We start from the raw sequence: 14,990 nt of genomic DNA on the forward strand, positions 1-14,990 counted from the left end.
TCGGTTTTTGAATGTCACAGTGAATACCGTTATATTTATGATTTGTATATAATTTAATGAATTTTAAAACATTTTTTACAGAGTAAATTGATCAATTCAATACAATGTGCTATGTATAAACAATAGCTACATAATAAATGCTAAGGAATCATGCTTATGTCTTATCAAAATATTTTAGTCCCAGTTGATGGCTCAGAAATTTCTTTCTCTGCAGTTAAAAATGCAGCTCAAATTGCTAAAGCATTTTCCAGTCAGTTAACATTGATCAGCCTGGTCACTGAAGACCCATTTTCTCAAGCAGATTTTTATTATCCATCTCCAATCATGAAAGAATATTTTGTGCAGGCTTATGCCAATGCCGAAAAAGCCTTAGAAAAAGCCAAAGCAATTGCCGCTGAAAATGGTGTCATTGCAATACCTCAAATCATTAAGGGCAATATTTCAGAAGAAGGTATTCTGGAAACTGCGGAAAAATTGAAAACTGACCTGATTGTGATGGGTTCTCACGGTCGTAAAGGTTTTCAAAAATTCCTTCTAGGCAGCTTTGCTCAGGATGTTCTAAAAACCACCAAGATTCCTGTTTTAGTGGTCAAAGAATAAGTTTTTTAATGAGCCTCTCCATAGATGAAAGGCTCATTTTATCAATTTCGGCAATTGGTAAAATGATCATCATAACTGATTATAAATCTCCATCACACTTATCCATTCAGCAATATTCATAAGGTAATTTCATGACTTATAAACATATTTTGGTTCCAGTAGATGAATCTCCTGTTTCTTATGCAGCTGTTGAACAGGCTCTGGCTTTGGCCAAGCCTTTAAATTGCCAGGTCACCATTACCAGTGTGATTGCGGTTGATCCTTTTGTTGGAGTTGATTTTTATAAAGTCGCACCGGCAATTACCGATTACTTTATCGAAGCTGAAAAAAATGCACAGTTGAACCTAGCAGAAATCAAGCAATCTTTCATTCGTGATGGCATTGCGGTCGATACCAAAATCGTTCGGGGTGTATCACCTGCTGAAGGTATTATGCAGGTTGCCGATGAAGTGGGTGCCGATCTGATTATTATGGGCTCACATGGTCGTACCGGATTTAAAAAATTAGTGTTGGGAAGTGTGGCCCAAGAAGTCTTGACTCAGTCTCCTATTCCAGTACTGATTATGAAAGTCTAAGCAATAAAAAAGTCCCTGTAGCACAGGGACTTTTTTTTACATAAGTATGTCTATCATTTGCTTCTGCCGCCAGCCATGCACTTGATCTCAAGCTGATGAACTGAATGGGGCATATTTGCCAAAGAAACTGTTTTTAATCAGCATTGAAGTAACCTCAACACCGTTTATGTTTTGGAAATATGCTGATGTAAATTTTGCAGGTAAATTTCTGCTTCAAGTTTGCTGGCAAAGTTTTTTTGATAGCTTCCCGTCGCCTGAATATTATTCGGTGTATATTCAATCAGCACAGCAAAATTGCCGTCAGTCGCATTTTTTGAAACCCGAATTGCAATAATATGCTGAGAATTTAGGTAGAAACCATCTTCAATTTTAACTAACAAAACCAATCTCCAGTCTATTTAGTAAAATGACAGGCTAATGCAATCACAGTCTGTAAATGATAAAAGCTCACCTTAAGATGAGCTTTGACATGGCTATTTTAAGCCATAACAGTGATTTATTCGACGCTTTTAAAGTAATTATGCAATATGAATTATGTCTTACTATTCCAGTATTCAACTAAGTCAATCTAAACATAAGCAGCATTTTCAGCCCGTACAAGACTTGAAATATCAACAAAAAAACCTTTTCTCAGTTTGCACCAAGAAAAGGCTTTTCATGATTAATGGATGCTCAGTTAGATACTCAACATACTATTCAAAGTTTCCGATACGTTTTTAGATTTCACTTGTGGCTTTAAGGCTTCCAGTGCATTTTTCACTTCTGTACGTTGTGGCTCTGCCAAGGTGTACCAGCGAGAAAGCACTTGTAATAAGCGTGAACCGACAATCGGGTTTTTCTCATCCAGGTATTTAGCCAGATCAATAAAGTGTTGCACACCGAAACTCCAGGTATTGACTGGATTTGCATTTAAACCGCCACTTACCGAACGAATACGGTTGGGGTTCCCCAAATCATAGTCAGGATGTGAAGTTAAGTATTTGATGGTTTCTGCATTTGCTTTTGGATGCGCAGCCTGAACCATAAACCATTGATCTAACGACAAGGCTTCATCTTCAAAGCGGCTATAGAAGTCTGCTAAAGCTTCTTTGGCTTGTGGCGCATCATTCCAAACCAAGACTTTAAGTGCACCCAAACGTTCAGACATATTGCCTGTATGATACTGTTCATACGCTAAATCAAAGGCAGAGGCATCACCCTGACGTGCAATCATAGCAAGCATGATGTTTCTGAGGGCACGTACACCCATCGCCTGAGAGAATTCGCTCTGATTATCCGGATCTAAGTCCAGATAAGTCTGTTTACAGAATGCGCCCAATTCACGTGCTAACGTGTCCAGTAAAACATTACGCTGTTCCTGAATTTTAGCAGGTTGATAATCGGTATCAATACGGCTACCCAAATAGCCTTCGGTCGGTACATCAAACAGACGTGAAGCCAAGAGCGGATCTTTTTTAATGACTTCAGGCAAGGTATTTTTCATGGCTTGAATATAAATATCAGCATCATGCCCTTCCAGCAAAATACGTTCCAGCAGGGTTTGAGTGGCCTGCCACTGGTTAAAACCGTTGGTTTCATATTGCATCAAGAAGGCCAGTTCTTCATCTGAATAGTTGAATTCAAGATTGACTGGTGCAGAGAAATTACGCAGCAATGACACCACAGGTTTTGCCATTACGCCGCTAAATTCAATGCTTGCCTCATTTTGATCAAATAAATACACGCTATCTTTTACGCCATTTTCAAACAGTGCTTCAGATTGCAAGGTATATTGCTCACCTGTTTCGGCATTGAACAATGCCAAAGCCACAGGAATCGGAACCGCTTTGAGGTTAGGATATTTTGCATTCGTTTTTAAACTTTGTTTAAAGCTTAAGCGATAGGTTTGAGTTGCAGCATCATACTCGCCTGTGGCTTGCAATTTTGGCGTACCCGGCTGGTTATACCAGATCAGGAATGCCGATAAATCCACGCCTGAACCAGCAGTGAGCGCAGCCACCCAGTCCTCAACGGTTACCGCCTGACCGTCATGACGGCGGAAGTATTCGTCAGTCCCTTGGCGGAATTTTTCCTTGCCAAGTAAGGTCGACATCATACGGTTAATTTCCGCACCTTTTTCGTACACCGTTGCCGTATAGAAGTTGTTAATTTCGACAAAATGATCTGGACGTGGCGGATGCGATAATGGACCAGAATCTTCAGGGAACTGGTGGGCTTTAAGTACAGCTACATCATCAATACGTTGTACTGCTGCTGACTGTAAATCTTCCGAGAAAGACTGATCACGGAATACCGTCAAGCCTTCTTTCAGGCACAACTGGAACCAGTCACGGCAGGTAATCCGGTTCCCGGTCCAATTATGGAAGTATTCATGGGCAATGACCGACTGTACCCGCATGATGGCAGCATCGGTGGTATATTCTTCATCGGCAAGCACGCATGAAGTGTTGAAGATATTCAGGCCCTTATTTTCCATGGCACCCATATTAAATGCACTGGTTGCCACAATCATATAGTTGTCCAGGTCATAGGGACGACCATAATGCTCTTCATCCCATTGCATCGAATGTTTTAGGGCTTCCATGGCAATGTGGCATTTTGGAATGTCTTTTTCTTCGGCATAAATTTCCAGCGATACATTACGGCCTTCAGAGGTCACATAAGAATCTTTTAGTACCGCCAAATCACCAATCACGCAGGCAAACAGATAGCTTGGTTTTTTGGTCGGATCTTGCCAGATGGTATAGTGACGACCTTCACCAGCCTCACCAGCTTCCATCAGGTTACCATTGGCTAACAGTACCGGAAATTTTTTATCGGCTTCGACACGGGTAGTAAATACAGACAGTACATCCGGACGGTCTGGATAGAAGGTAATTTTACGGAAACCTTCAGGCTCGTTTTGCGTTACGAATAAATCACCACTGGCCTGATACAAACCTTCAAGCTGGGTATTGCTTTCCGGATGAATGATCACTTCTGTTTCCAGAATGACCTGATCTGGTGCATTGGCAATTACCAATTGTTCAGAATCGAGGGTGTAATCTGCAGCTGTCAGAAGTTTACCATTTAAGGTAATGGATTTTAATTCCAGATCACGGCCCAGCAGCACCAAATCCCCGGCAGTCTGACGCTTCATTACCAGGTTTGCATTGACCTGGGTATGATCTGTATAGACTCGAATATCTAAGTTGATTGAATCCACCAAAAAAGAAGGTTTTTGATAGTCTTTTAAATAAACTGTTTGGTCTGCTTCAACCACCGGGTTTGCCGCGATATTCATATAATGTCCTAATCCTGTCGTTCTTAAGCCAAGACTTTGTTGTTGTGAAACGCTTCGATCATACGACAACTTTCGCAATCTGTCTGTGCCATTGATTTAAGTCATATATGGGCATATTGCTGTCAGTTTTCAATTCAAGTTATGCACATTGGTACAATTAATGTCCCTATTGATGACTTAAGGTGCATAAAAGAAGCACATGCTACACATCATGCCGAGAATATGTCTTCACTTTCCACCCTATACTCCTGCGGCTCGGATAGCGCCTTTTTCATATATGTTTGTATAAATTTATTTTTTTCAGATTAAATAAAAAGACTTAACCCAAATTGACACTAATTTTCAAGATGACTACATTTTGAGCACGATTTTTGCTTGTATTCATCTGTGTAAAGCGCACTATAAAATTAAAACAAAACGAGAAGAGGTGTATTATGTATTTAAAAGACCATATTGTTCGCGTTGAAAATATCAAAACCATGCAAACACTTGATGCTGCCGGAATTGATCACAAAGTGATTGCCATGTTTTTGAGCTGTGAAGGTATTCCGATGCAATCGGCGGATATTTACGCAATTTTAAACAACTACGATGCTCTAGGAAGCAGAAAAGTTCCATCTAAAAAAGTTCAGGCCTTGATTAATGCAAAGCAGCTAGGCGAGGAGGATGAGTCTCTGCCTTGTCCTGCCTCTTATTAACCGAAAACTTACCTTCTGATTCAATCCCATCCTTCTGATGCCCTCTATCCTTTATTGTGGAGATGAAAGATCAGGTCTTCACCTCCACATATTTCAATGTATTGTAAAACTTAGGCTATTTTTTCAGTATCCTACTTTCTGGCCAGCTTGTGCTTAGCGAATTATTTTCCATTCAGTACTATTCCATCACGTCCTGGCAAAAGACAGGTGTATAATCTCTGCAATGATTAACCCGACTTGTGATCGACCCATTCCATGCTTCTTCAAATTCTGCAAAAACAGCTCGATGAAAGTACATCATGTCCTTTATGTCAGGCATCCATGTTCTGGATAGAGGCTGAACAGTACGATCAAGCAATGAATTTTCATGAATGCAGCCACTGTCATCATCGCCTGTTTCAAGATGGACGTGGCAACTGCCACTGTGAAACATGTCTGTCCAAGCGTAAAAAAATGCTGGCTGAAACACGGCTGCAAGAACAGCGTAAGCTGAAGTCCAAAGACAAAGATGCTGTTGAATACCGGCTGGATCAAATCAGTTTTTTAAATAAATTGTTTTTACTCAGTATTCTGGATAATCAGGTTCAGGAACATACTACGCATCATGAATATATAGACTGGGAAAACATTAAATATCATTCCCTTACACCAAATTATCTGTTCCAGAATTATTTGATCAAGCAACTGGTAAAAGAACAGATCCTGATTGCCAAGGATTTTGCATCCGAAGCCCATCATTATTACGTCAATGTCCGTTTGGACGGTTATTCGGAACCGAGTCTGTTCAGTATTACCCAGCAACTGAGAAACTGGTTCTATGAAAATTTAACCTTGGGTGTGCCTTTTAAAAATGCCGATGAAGTCAAAAATACGCTTTATCTGGTGCTGTATCAGGAAATTATTCAGTTCGCCCAGTTTTATTGTCGGACTTGGGGCATTCAAATTGCAGGGAACAACAGCTTTCAGACCTTCTGCTATCGCCTGATGGATTCTCTGGCAGTAGGTCAAATCTACTATTTAGTACAAACTGCTTTAGAATATTTGCATCAGCAAAAAGTACTACAAGCACGCAATGAAAACTTCATTAACACCAATTTGTTAAAGAAAACCTTACAACAATATCGTGAACGTTCCGTAACTGAAAAATGGGAAACCTCCACCCTGCCTCGTCCACACAACATTCCTTTTAGCAAGATGAGCGAAATCCTGTTGTTCCGCTTTCTGGGCTATGATGAAAGTATTTTTTTCCAGCCCATCTGGAAGTTATGGAAAAAAATTGAACCGCGATTAAGTTTTTATTCACAAAAACGCTGTATGTATTGTGGTTCTAATGAACTTACTGTCGATTATGATGCTGAAAATTATGTGACACTCTGCTGTCGAACCTGTAAGCATCAAGACCACTATTTTACCCAATAGAATTTCACCCACTAGATGGTGATTGATATGTCCAGTTTCTCCGACTCTACCCTGTACAATTCAAGGAATAATCCCATGAATCAAACGTCAACATTGGTCGAGCAGATTGTTGAAGCATGGACACAACTGCAAAGCCGGCAGCCTTTGGTGCAATGTATTACTAACAGTGTTGCAGCAAATTATGCAGCCAATGTATTGCTGGCAGCAGGTGCCTCTCCGGCTATGATTGACAATCCATTTGAAGCGGAAAGTTTTACTACGATTGCCGCTGCACTCAGTATTAATCTGGGTACACCCACCCATGAACAGATGCAGGCCATGCAAATTTCTGCACAAACAGCACAGCATACCCATACCCCATGGGTGCTCGACCCAGTAGGTTATGGACCTATTCTAAAATGGCGTTCGGATATGGTAGATAAATTACTGCAATATCATCCCACGGTCATTCGAGGTAATGCTTCAGAAATCAGTACGCTTGCAGGCAACCAGGTAGAATCCAAAGGCGTGGATAGCACTTTGGATAGTGCCGATGTCTATCATCAGGCTAAAGTACTGTTAGCCCATGCTGACTGTATTGCCATTTCTGGTGAATCCGATTTTATTTTGACTAAAGAGCTAGATGTCGTAATTCAGGTCAATGGCGGTTCTTATTTACAGCCCAAAGTCACTGCGACAGGTTGTGCACTGGGTGCATTAATCGCAGCTTATTGCGCTGTTACATCACCAACTATTGCGACGATTGCAGCCCATACCCATTTTGCCATTGCAGGAAAACTGGCCTTCGATCAAGCTCAAACGGTCGGACGTTTTAATGTGGCCTTTATGGATCAAATTCAAAGTTTAAATCCGGATTTAATCCAGCAATATGCGGATCTTAAAATTCTTAGCCTTTAAGTTTAGTCTACATTCCGGTTACTAAGGTTGACCTGGTTCAGATTGTAATGACCGGGTCTGGGCTTATATTCATGCCAGTATCGGTATAAAAAAGTGAATGACGACGGAAATTTAATAGATTTTTCGACCTGTAAATAAATTAAATACCGTTTCCAAAATCGTTGGCAAATCCAATTTGCAGATACAGAGCAAGCCCATGCCATCAAAATAGTCCGGCACATGCTGCATAAAAAAATTGCTATGCGGTGTTGCCTTATTTCTAAGACGTTGAATGTGCTCAGGTGTAGTGCGAGGCATCACATAGGGATAGACAAAAATATCTTCGCGACGTTTATGCACTTCAGATTTACGCTGCTGAATCATCTGTAGAACTTTTAAATATTGTTGGGGAATTTCTTTGCATCTACGTGGAAAGAAATTCTGTGAGCGAGACGCAAAATAAGTATAAATTTTAGGCTGTATGATGGTCGGTACAAACCATAATGGAATGGAGGGATGTCGAATTCGCTGATTGATTGCCACTCGGATTGCGGTTTTAAGTGTTCTGTTACCTTTACGATAAGCGGGTAAAATACTCGCCCGGTAACTCACCACAAAGATAGGCTGTCCCTCTAGAGAAAGCTTAAGCACAGGAATAATATTTTGTCCGACCAGTGTGTCCTTATGGTAATAATGAACGACCAGAACTGAAACAGCATCCTGATCATAGACAAAATTATAAATTTCTTCTTCGCAAGAATCCGGAAAAATGTGCTGATCAAACTCACAGACCAGTTTAAAAAAACGATGCTTTTCTTCAGATGCAAGTTTTGCAAAATCGAAAATCGTTTCTGTAATACGCATCAAATTGATCCAATTTTTTGATATATTAATTATTCCTGATTCCAATCTACTTAAATATCACTAGAAATAGGGATTTAAACTCAATTCATCCATTTTTTATCTTGTTGCAGTATTTCAGGAAAATTTTTTGTATAAAAATACGGCAAAGCACAATAAAAAAGCCCAACAGATCGAGTCTATTAGGCTTTTTCGATAGGGAAAAAGAGTGATTAAAAGATATAAATCTCGAGTTTAAATCCTGAATCACCTTCTTTACTCAACTCTACTCGATCACACTCTCTAAGGATAGGTAATGAGTACAGACTTAATCCGGTTATCTTCCAGTTCAGTCACTTCAAAGTGAATACCGTGATATTCCAGTTGCGCCCCAAGACTGACTTTGCCATGAGTTTTCTCTAAAATCAGCCCCGCAAGACTGATATAACCCGCCTCTTCTTCAACTAAATCCAGCATGCCCAGCTCCAGTTCAAGCTGATACACATCAAGCATACCAGAGGCTTTCCAGGTATGATCATCAATTTTTACCAGATCGAGCTGCTCATCAGCATCCGGAAACTCACCTGCAATCGCCTCAAATACATCCAGAGGAGAAATCAAACCTTGCACATTTCCAAACTCGTCACTCACCAATACCAATGAACCTTTCGAGCTACGCAAAGTATTAATGGCATCAATCACTTTCATTTTTTCAAAAATATAAATCGGACGATGGCGTTTGATTAAAGCCTTGAGCTGTTCTGGCTCTTCAATGACATCAAGGAGTTCTTTGGCACGAACCACGCTTAAAACCTTATCCAGACTGCCACGACAAACTGGAAACAAGCTATGCGGTACAGCGAGTACCTGTTCACGAATCTGTTCAGCAGTGTCATCCAGATTCACCCAAGAAATCTGGCTGCGCGGAGTCATGATCGAAGCAACTGACCTTTCTGCCAGGGTTAATACCCCACCAATCATATAACGCTCTTCATCAGCAAATGCTTCTTGCGCTTCAAAGTGCTGAGCACTGTTAGTGACCGTTTCCATTTTGCCGCCCATCATTTTCAAGATGGAATCTGCAGTACGGTGACGTAATGGAATTTTAGATTCATGTTTGGCTACATTACGTTGACCAAACTGGTTAAATGCTTCAATTGCAATGGCAACACCAATACCTGAATAGATATAGCCTTTCGGAATATGGAAACCAAAACCTTCTGCAATCAGGCTAATACCAATCAGCAACAAGAAACTTAAGCACAGAATCACGACAGTCGGATGTCTGTTTACAAAAGCAGTTAACGATTTAGAAGCCAGCAACATCACAGCCATGGCAACAATCATGGCCACCATCATTACATAGATGTTGTCGACCATGCCGATTGCGGTAATCACCGAATCTAGAGAGAATACCGCGTCTAGCACTACAATTTGTGCAACAACTGCGGTAAAACTTGCATAAACAATATTGGTGGTAACTTTAACTTCAGGCTTGCCCTCAATTTTTTCATGCAGTTCAGTCACAGCTTTATAGACCAGGAATAAACCACCGAATAAAAGAATAAGATCTCGCCCTGAGAATGTCCAATCAAAGACGGTAATAAGCGGTTTGGTCAAAGTGACTAACCAAGAGATAGCAAACAATAACCCCAAGCGCATGAATAAAGCGAGGGAAAGACCTACTACACGTGCTTTATCACGTTGTTCTGGAGGAAGTTTTTCGGCCAAAATGGCAATAAATACTAGGTTATCAATACCTAAAACAATTTCTAAAACAATAAGGGTAAGCAAACCAACCCAAATTCCCGGATCTAATAAAAACTCCATTAGTTTATATCTCCGTTTTCAAGAATTTGGTTAAAAAAAATTTAAACCGGCACGGCGACGGATCCATATAAGTGACCTTTTCAACAATAGATAAATTTATTATGCACAATCTATTAAATTTGTAATCAAATTTTTGTATTTTGAGCAGTTTCATCTTAGCCTGCCATACAATTTAGCTTACTTTTGACGCTTTTATTTCGACCTCATCCGATTTTTAGATTAAGAAAATTAAGATTGATCCTTCAATGAATAAATTATTCAAAAAATATTATTAAACAATTATTTATTTAAAGACTTATTTAGAGGATTTACTTGCATACATAGGATTGACTTATTGTATGTACAATCCCAATGTCGAAAATATTTTATTAACAAGACCCGTTCCCCAGCCTTTTTCATTCGAATCAAGGATGATCAAGATTATTGAATTGAATAAATGATAGCTAAACTTAAGATAGGCAAGCTTCTAATTCTATTATTAAAATTTACAGGATGATGTGCAATACCTCATAAATAAGATCATGTTCAGGCATACTGCCCAAAAGTTTGAAATGCTTAAGCCTGCCACTTTACAATACAACATCCCCAGAACAACGTTATCTTCAGAACTTATCAAAATCCTGAAATCTAAGTACACGTATTGAATTTCGTTCAAAATATTGTCGGATTTCATCAAGACCAAGACAGCTATACCCTGTCTTTTCTAATCCTTATGCTCAAATTTTAATTCTTTTGTAAGGAAATTTATAAATATAAGTTTCCTTATTGCAATATAAAAAACTTGAGATATATTAATAACAATAAAAATAATGTGCGTTGTTAGGCAAAATTGGATTTAAATAAGACGCTTTTCAACAAATTAAATACAACAATCTTAGGGAGGCTTTTCTCCATGACTAAAAAGTACAGTAAATTTTTACCTTCTATTGCAGAAGATTTCTCTCTGGAAAATTTTCCTTATTATTGGGTCACTCAAGTGCATGCCCAATATATACAAAATGTAGATCACGCTTTGAAAAAATACGGACTGGACAATTCACGTCGCCGTATTTTACTGTCACTAAAATCCAAACCTCATGCCAGCGTATCAGACCTCTCTGAAATGGTCATTTCCAAAATGTCGACCACCACCAAAATCGTCTATCGCCTAAAAGATGAAGGACTGGTTGAAACCTATTCCTGTGAAGATGATGCCCGGATTACCCGAGTTGTCTTAACCGAGAAAGGACAACAAATGGCACATAAGATTAATGACCTGACAAATGTGGTTTTGGAACAATCTTTTGAAGGTCTGACTCCCCTACAAATTGAAAAAATGATGGAAAGTTTAAAATATATTTTTAAAAATTTAGCCCATTAAGTCGGGTTAAATTCGAAAGTAAACAAATGATTTTTAAGTTTTACTTTACAATATTTTAAAAGATATCGTTTTCACTTTAAATTTATTAAAAATAAGTTACAATAATAAAATACAATTACAACAATTATTATTGGGAAGAGTATAGATGACAAAAAAATACAGTAAGTTTTTACCATCTACAGACAATTTTGAGCTGGAAAATTTTCCATATTACTGGGTAAGTCAAGTACATGCTCAATACGTACAAAATGTTGATCATGCACTGAAAAAATATGGTCTGGACAATTCACGTCGCCGTATCTTGCTCGCTTTAAAATCCAAACCTCGTGCCAGCGTGTCAGATCTATCTGAAATGGTCATTTCTAAAATGTCGACCACCACCAAAATCGTCTATCGTTTAAAAGATGAAGGACTGGTTGAAACCTATTCCTGTGAAGATGATGCCCGGATTACCCGAGTTGTCTTAACCGAGAAAGGACAACAAATGGCTCAGAAAATTAATGACCTGACCAATGTGGTTTTGGAACAATCATTCGATGGTTTAACCCCTTTACAAATTGAAAAAATGATGGAAAGCCTGCAACATATTTTTAAAAATTTATCACGATAATGTAATAGTAATAGAGCTGTAAATTTAAAATTTCAGTTTAATACTGAATTTTTTCTTTTGGACTTTACAGATAATATACAATTCATGCATTTTTTACATTTTCTAAAAAATGTTGAAGTAATAAATTATAAATAAAAAATTAATGGGGAGAAAATAAACAATGCCCAAGAAATATAGTAGATTTTTACTTCTATCTGGTGAAAATTTTGATTTAGGAGATTTCCCCTACTACTGGATTACTCAGGTTCATGCACAAAGTGTAAAAAAACTAGATCACGCTTTGAAAAAATATGGTCTGGACAATTCACGTCGCCGTATTTTACTCGCTTTAAAATCCAAACCTCATGCCAGCGTGTCAGATCTATCCGAAATGGTCATTTCCAAAATGTCGACCACCACAAAAATCGTCTATCGTTTAAAAGATGAAGGACTGGTTGAAACCTATTCCTGTGAAGATGATGCCCGTATTACCCGAGTTGTCTTAACCGAGAAAGGACAACGAATGACCCTGAAGATTAAAGATCTGAGCAATATAGTTCTCAAACAATCTTACCAGGGCCTAACTCCATTACAAATTGAAAAAATGATGGAAAGCCTGCAACATATTTTTAAAAATTTATCGTAATCATCTAAGCTTAATCGAAAAAATTAAGTTGGGGACTAATTTTTTCGATTTTTGCCTTTGGAACATGTGAACATTCAAAATCTACTTCCGGAAACCCTTCTACGAAAGAACGAATATCTGGTGAGTTCAAACTTAGCCATTCCTCTAAACGCTCGTGAGGAATAATAATCACTGAGCGTTTTACATTTCCGGGTTCATGAAAATCTTTCATCATAGGGTGATTTATGGCATCCATCGTAAGCATGGTTGCTGAACGAATAATTTCATCTCTAATTCGGCAAATTTCATAGAGCGCTGCAATATAAAAAGCATGGCCGTCCTTTCGGCGTACCCCCCAACGTTGAGGCTTATTCTCAATATATTTTGACTCATAAAACTCACTCACCGGCATCACGCCAAATTTGCATTTTGAAGCAGCATTTATAAATGTCGGTTTTTGTAGCAAAGTTTCATTTCGAGCATTATAGGTTTTTAAGGCAATAGTTTTATCTTCAGCCCATTTAGGTACCATCCCAAAACCAACCTTACGCCACTCCAAACCTTGCGCTGATTTGAACAGCAAGGGCAACTCATAATTTGGATAGACCTCATCCGGATATTCAAAAGGAATATCCGGAAGATTCAACTCACGAAGCTGCTTTAAAGTAAGCGGTTTAAAATTAGCGCACATACAATAAGATTTAAATTAAAACTTATTCCATTATAACTTTAATCACATCATTTCTACTTCACATGACTATTCGGAAGCGTTAACCAATGTGTACGGCTGAACTCATCCAATATCCACTGTCCATTAAAGCGCCCCAAGCCTGAATTTCGCTCTCCACCAAAGGGTGCATTCGGCTGATCTGCCACGGTTATGGAATTGATATGTGTCATACCTGCATCAATCTGCATTGCAAAACGAGTTCCGCGCTCGAGATCGGTGGTACATACTGCACTGGATAGTCCATAGGCTGTGTCATTGGCCAAACGTAAAGCATCGGCTTCATCTTGAGCCTTAATGATTGGTAAGACTGGCCCAAAACTTTCTTCTTTAGCTAAACTGGATTCAGGATTGACATCAATAAAAATATGCGGTGGCACCACATTATCTTGAATATCGCCTCTCACAATAAGCTTAGTCCCCTCTTGCAGTGCCTGAGCAATAATGTGTTTTATTTTTTCAACTTGTGCCCCATTAATAATCGGGCCAATGAGAGTATCCTCTTGCTCAGGGTCACCGTAGACAATGTTTTTAGTGCGAATGACCAGTTTTTCAACAAAAGTATCATAAACTTTAGCATCGACAATCACCCGATTGGTACTCATGCAAATTTGTCCCTGATGCAAAAAACGTCCCACCACAGCGAGTTCCACTGCCAGATCCAGATCAGCATCATCCAGCACCACTAAAGGCGCATTACCGCCTAACTCCAAGGCAAGCCGTTTGATCTTATTCGAAGCCATAGCCAATTCACCAGCGCGCTTACCTACCGAGGTAGAACCAGTAAATGAAATCATTTTAGGCGTATCGTGCTCAACAAAATAATCCCCTATTTCACCACCTAAACCTGCAACCACACTGAATACCCCCTCAGGGAGACCCACTTCTTCAAAAATTTTAGCAAGTAGCATTCCTCCTGTAATAGGTGTATCACTTGCAGGCTTTAACACCACACAATTTCCAATCGCCAGGGCTGTGACTACAGAACGCATACTGAGATGAAATGGAAAGTTCCAAGGACTAATTACTGCAATCACGCCGAGCGCTTTTCGTACAACATGGCTTTTGCGAGTAGGGTCTATAGATTGCAATTTCTGGATTTCCATTCTTTCAGGAAATGTGATGGCCTCATTGATAATACCCAATACAGCATCTACTTCAATATTGGCTTTAAAACGTGTGCTACCAGACTCCTGAATGAGCCAGTCAATGATTTCTTCGCGTCTATTTTTGACCACATCCAAAACTCGGAGGATAATGCTTTTACGCTCGGATGGAAGCATTTGCGACCAGGTAGCAAAACTACGCTCTGCAGCCGAATAAGCACTATCCACATCGACAAGGCTGGCAGCCTTCAATTTTAAAATAAGTTCTTGAGTATAAGGATTGAGATTATTAAGCGTATGGGTTGACGTTCCTTTTAGCCAATGTCCTGCTATAAATTGTTCATCATTAAATTGATAAGCTTGCATCATCAAATCCTTTAGTTATTTTGCTTTGAAGATTAATGTAAAACCTATTGTATTAAAGTGCCAGAATAAAAGGATTTTTGTTACTTTTAGACAATA

At 39.1% G+C, this 14,990-nt stretch carries 14 protein-coding genes; 8 read left to right on the forward strand and 6 right to left on the reverse strand.

Features of this window, described 5'->3' with window-relative positions:
* The first annotated feature begins 156 nt into the window (after positions 1–156).
* Together B9T38_RS03340 and B9T38_RS03345 are read left to right on the forward strand one after the other, a co-directional pair.
* Positions 157–600 (forward strand): universal stress protein, encoded by a 444-nt coding sequence (locus B9T38_RS03340; RefSeq protein ID WP_086195447.1) that lies wholly within the window; start codon positions 157–159, stop codon positions 598–600.
* A gap of 131 nt (positions 601–731) precedes the next feature.
* Positions 732–1,175, forward strand: coding sequence for a universal stress protein (locus tag B9T38_RS03345; RefSeq protein WP_086195448.1), 444 nt, complete (start codon positions 732–734; stop codon positions 1,173–1,175).
* 164 nt (positions 1,176–1,339) lie between these two features.
* Here B9T38_RS03345 and B9T38_RS03350 read toward each other — a convergent pair whose 3' ends face one another.
* Together B9T38_RS03350 and pepN are read right to left on the reverse strand one after the other, a co-directional pair.
* Positions 1,340–1,555 (reverse strand): hypothetical protein, encoded by a 216-nt coding sequence (locus tag B9T38_RS03350; protein ID WP_086195449.1) that lies wholly within the window; start codon positions 1,553–1,555, stop codon positions 1,340–1,342.
* 296 nt (positions 1,556–1,851) lie between these two features.
* Positions 1,852–4,458, reverse strand: a complete 2,607-nt coding sequence (gene pepN, locus B9T38_RS03355; protein WP_086195450.1) for an aminopeptidase N — start codon at positions 4,456–4,458, stop codon at positions 1,852–1,854.
* Between the two features lie 434 nt (positions 4,459–4,892).
* On the opposite strand from pepN, the gene B9T38_RS03360 reads away from it, so the two are divergent.
* The 3 genes from B9T38_RS03360 (at position 4,893) to thiM (ending at position 7,472) form a co-directional block, all read left to right on the forward strand.
* The gene (locus B9T38_RS03360; protein WP_086195451.1) at positions 4,893–5,156 is read left to right on the forward strand and encodes a hypothetical protein; all 264 of its coding nucleotides are present in this window, start codon (positions 4,893–4,895) and stop codon (positions 5,154–5,156) included.
* A gap of 255 nt (positions 5,157–5,411) precedes the next feature.
* Positions 5,412–6,575 carry a hypothetical protein gene (locus tag B9T38_RS03365; protein ID WP_086195452.1) on the forward strand — a complete coding sequence of 388 codons (1,164 nt, stop codon included), beginning with the start codon at positions 5,412–5,414 and terminating at the stop codon, positions 6,573–6,575.
* 75 nt (positions 6,576–6,650) lie between these two features.
* Entirely contained in the window at positions 6,651–7,472 is an 822-nt protein-coding gene (thiM, locus tag B9T38_RS03370; protein WP_086195453.1) for a hydroxyethylthiazole kinase, read from the forward strand.
* Between the two features lie 111 nt (positions 7,473–7,583).
* Here the strand turns inward: thiM and B9T38_RS03375 are convergent, their stop codons facing one another.
* Positions 7,584–8,315, reverse strand: coding sequence for a hypothetical protein (locus B9T38_RS03375; protein WP_086195454.1), 732 nt, complete (start codon positions 8,313–8,315; stop codon positions 7,584–7,586).
* A gap of 279 nt (positions 8,316–8,594) precedes the next feature.
* The gene (locus B9T38_RS03380; protein ID WP_086195455.1) at positions 8,595–10,121 is read right to left on the reverse strand and encodes a TerC family protein; all 1,527 of its coding nucleotides are present in this window, start codon (positions 10,119–10,121) and stop codon (positions 8,595–8,597) included.
* Positions 10,122–11,013: 892 nt separating this feature from the next.
* Between B9T38_RS03380 and B9T38_RS03385 the strand changes: the two genes are divergently transcribed.
* From B9T38_RS03385 to B9T38_RS03395, 3 genes are all read left to right on the forward strand, one after another.
* Entirely contained in the window at positions 11,014–11,481 is a 468-nt protein-coding gene (locus B9T38_RS03385; RefSeq protein ID WP_086195456.1) for a MarR family winged helix-turn-helix transcriptional regulator, read from the forward strand.
* A 145-nt stretch (positions 11,482–11,626) separates the two neighbouring features.
* Entirely contained in the window at positions 11,627–12,091 is a 465-nt protein-coding gene (locus B9T38_RS03390) for a MarR family winged helix-turn-helix transcriptional regulator (RefSeq protein WP_086195457.1), read from the forward strand.
* A 160-nt stretch (positions 12,092–12,251) separates the two neighbouring features.
* Positions 12,252–12,716, forward strand: coding sequence for a MarR family winged helix-turn-helix transcriptional regulator (locus tag B9T38_RS03395; protein ID WP_086195458.1), 465 nt, complete (start codon positions 12,252–12,254; stop codon positions 12,714–12,716).
* Between the two features lie 10 nt (positions 12,717–12,726).
* Here the strand turns inward: B9T38_RS03395 and B9T38_RS03400 are convergent, their stop codons facing one another.
* Entirely contained in the window at positions 12,727–13,386 is a 660-nt protein-coding gene (locus B9T38_RS03400) for an SOS response-associated peptidase family protein (protein ID WP_086195459.1), read from the reverse strand.
* A gap of 53 nt (positions 13,387–13,439) precedes the next feature.
* Positions 13,440–14,897 (reverse strand): aldehyde dehydrogenase family protein, encoded by a 1,458-nt coding sequence (locus B9T38_RS03405; RefSeq protein ID WP_171263162.1) that lies wholly within the window; start codon positions 14,895–14,897, stop codon positions 13,440–13,442.
* Positions 14,898–14,990: the final 93 nt, after the last annotated feature.

It is taken from the genome of Acinetobacter sp. ANC 4218, from assembly GCF_002135245.1.
In the GTDB taxonomy this organism is placed as follows: Bacteria; Pseudomonadota; Gammaproteobacteria; order Pseudomonadales; family Moraxellaceae; genus Acinetobacter.

Bases quoted from the DNA above. Each gene is read 5' to 3' on its own strand.
- B9T38_RS03340 (WP_086195447.1), top strand. From the start codon at position 157: ATGTCTTATCAAAATATTTTAGTCCCAGTTGATGGCTCAGAAATTTCT.
- B9T38_RS03345 (WP_086195448.1), top strand. From the start codon at position 732: ATGACTTATAAACATATTTTGGTTCCAGTAGATGAATCTCCTGTTTCT.
- pepN (WP_086195450.1), bottom strand. From the start codon at position 4,458: ATGAATATCGCGGCAAACCCGGTGGTTGAAGCAGACCAAACAGTTTAT.
- B9T38_RS03360 (WP_086195451.1), top strand. From the start codon at position 4,893: ATGTATTTAAAAGACCATATTGTTCGCGTTGAAAATATCAAAACCATG.
- B9T38_RS03365 (WP_086195452.1), top strand. From the start codon at position 5,412: ATGCTTCTTCAAATTCTGCAAAAACAGCTCGATGAAAGTACATCATGT.
- thiM (WP_086195453.1), top strand. From the start codon at position 6,651: ATGAATCAAACGTCAACATTGGTCGAGCAGATTGTTGAAGCATGGACA.
- B9T38_RS03375 (WP_086195454.1), bottom strand. From the start codon at position 8,315: ATGCGTATTACAGAAACGATTTTCGATTTTGCAAAACTTGCATCTGAA.
- B9T38_RS03380 (WP_086195455.1), bottom strand. From the start codon at position 10,121: ATGGAGTTTTTATTAGATCCGGGAATTTGGGTTGGTTTGCTTACCCTT.
- B9T38_RS03385 (WP_086195456.1), top strand. From the start codon at position 11,014: ATGACTAAAAAGTACAGTAAATTTTTACCTTCTATTGCAGAAGATTTC.
- B9T38_RS03390 (WP_086195457.1), top strand. From the start codon at position 11,627: ATGACAAAAAAATACAGTAAGTTTTTACCATCTACAGACAATTTTGAG.
- B9T38_RS03395 (WP_086195458.1), top strand. From the start codon at position 12,252: ATGCCCAAGAAATATAGTAGATTTTTACTTCTATCTGGTGAAAATTTT.
- B9T38_RS03400 (WP_086195459.1), bottom strand. From the start codon at position 13,386: ATGTGCGCTAATTTTAAACCGCTTACTTTAAAGCAGCTTCGTGAGTTG.
- B9T38_RS03405 (WP_171263162.1), bottom strand. From the start codon at position 14,897: ATGATGCAAGCTTATCAATTTAATGATGAACAATTTATAGCAGGACAT.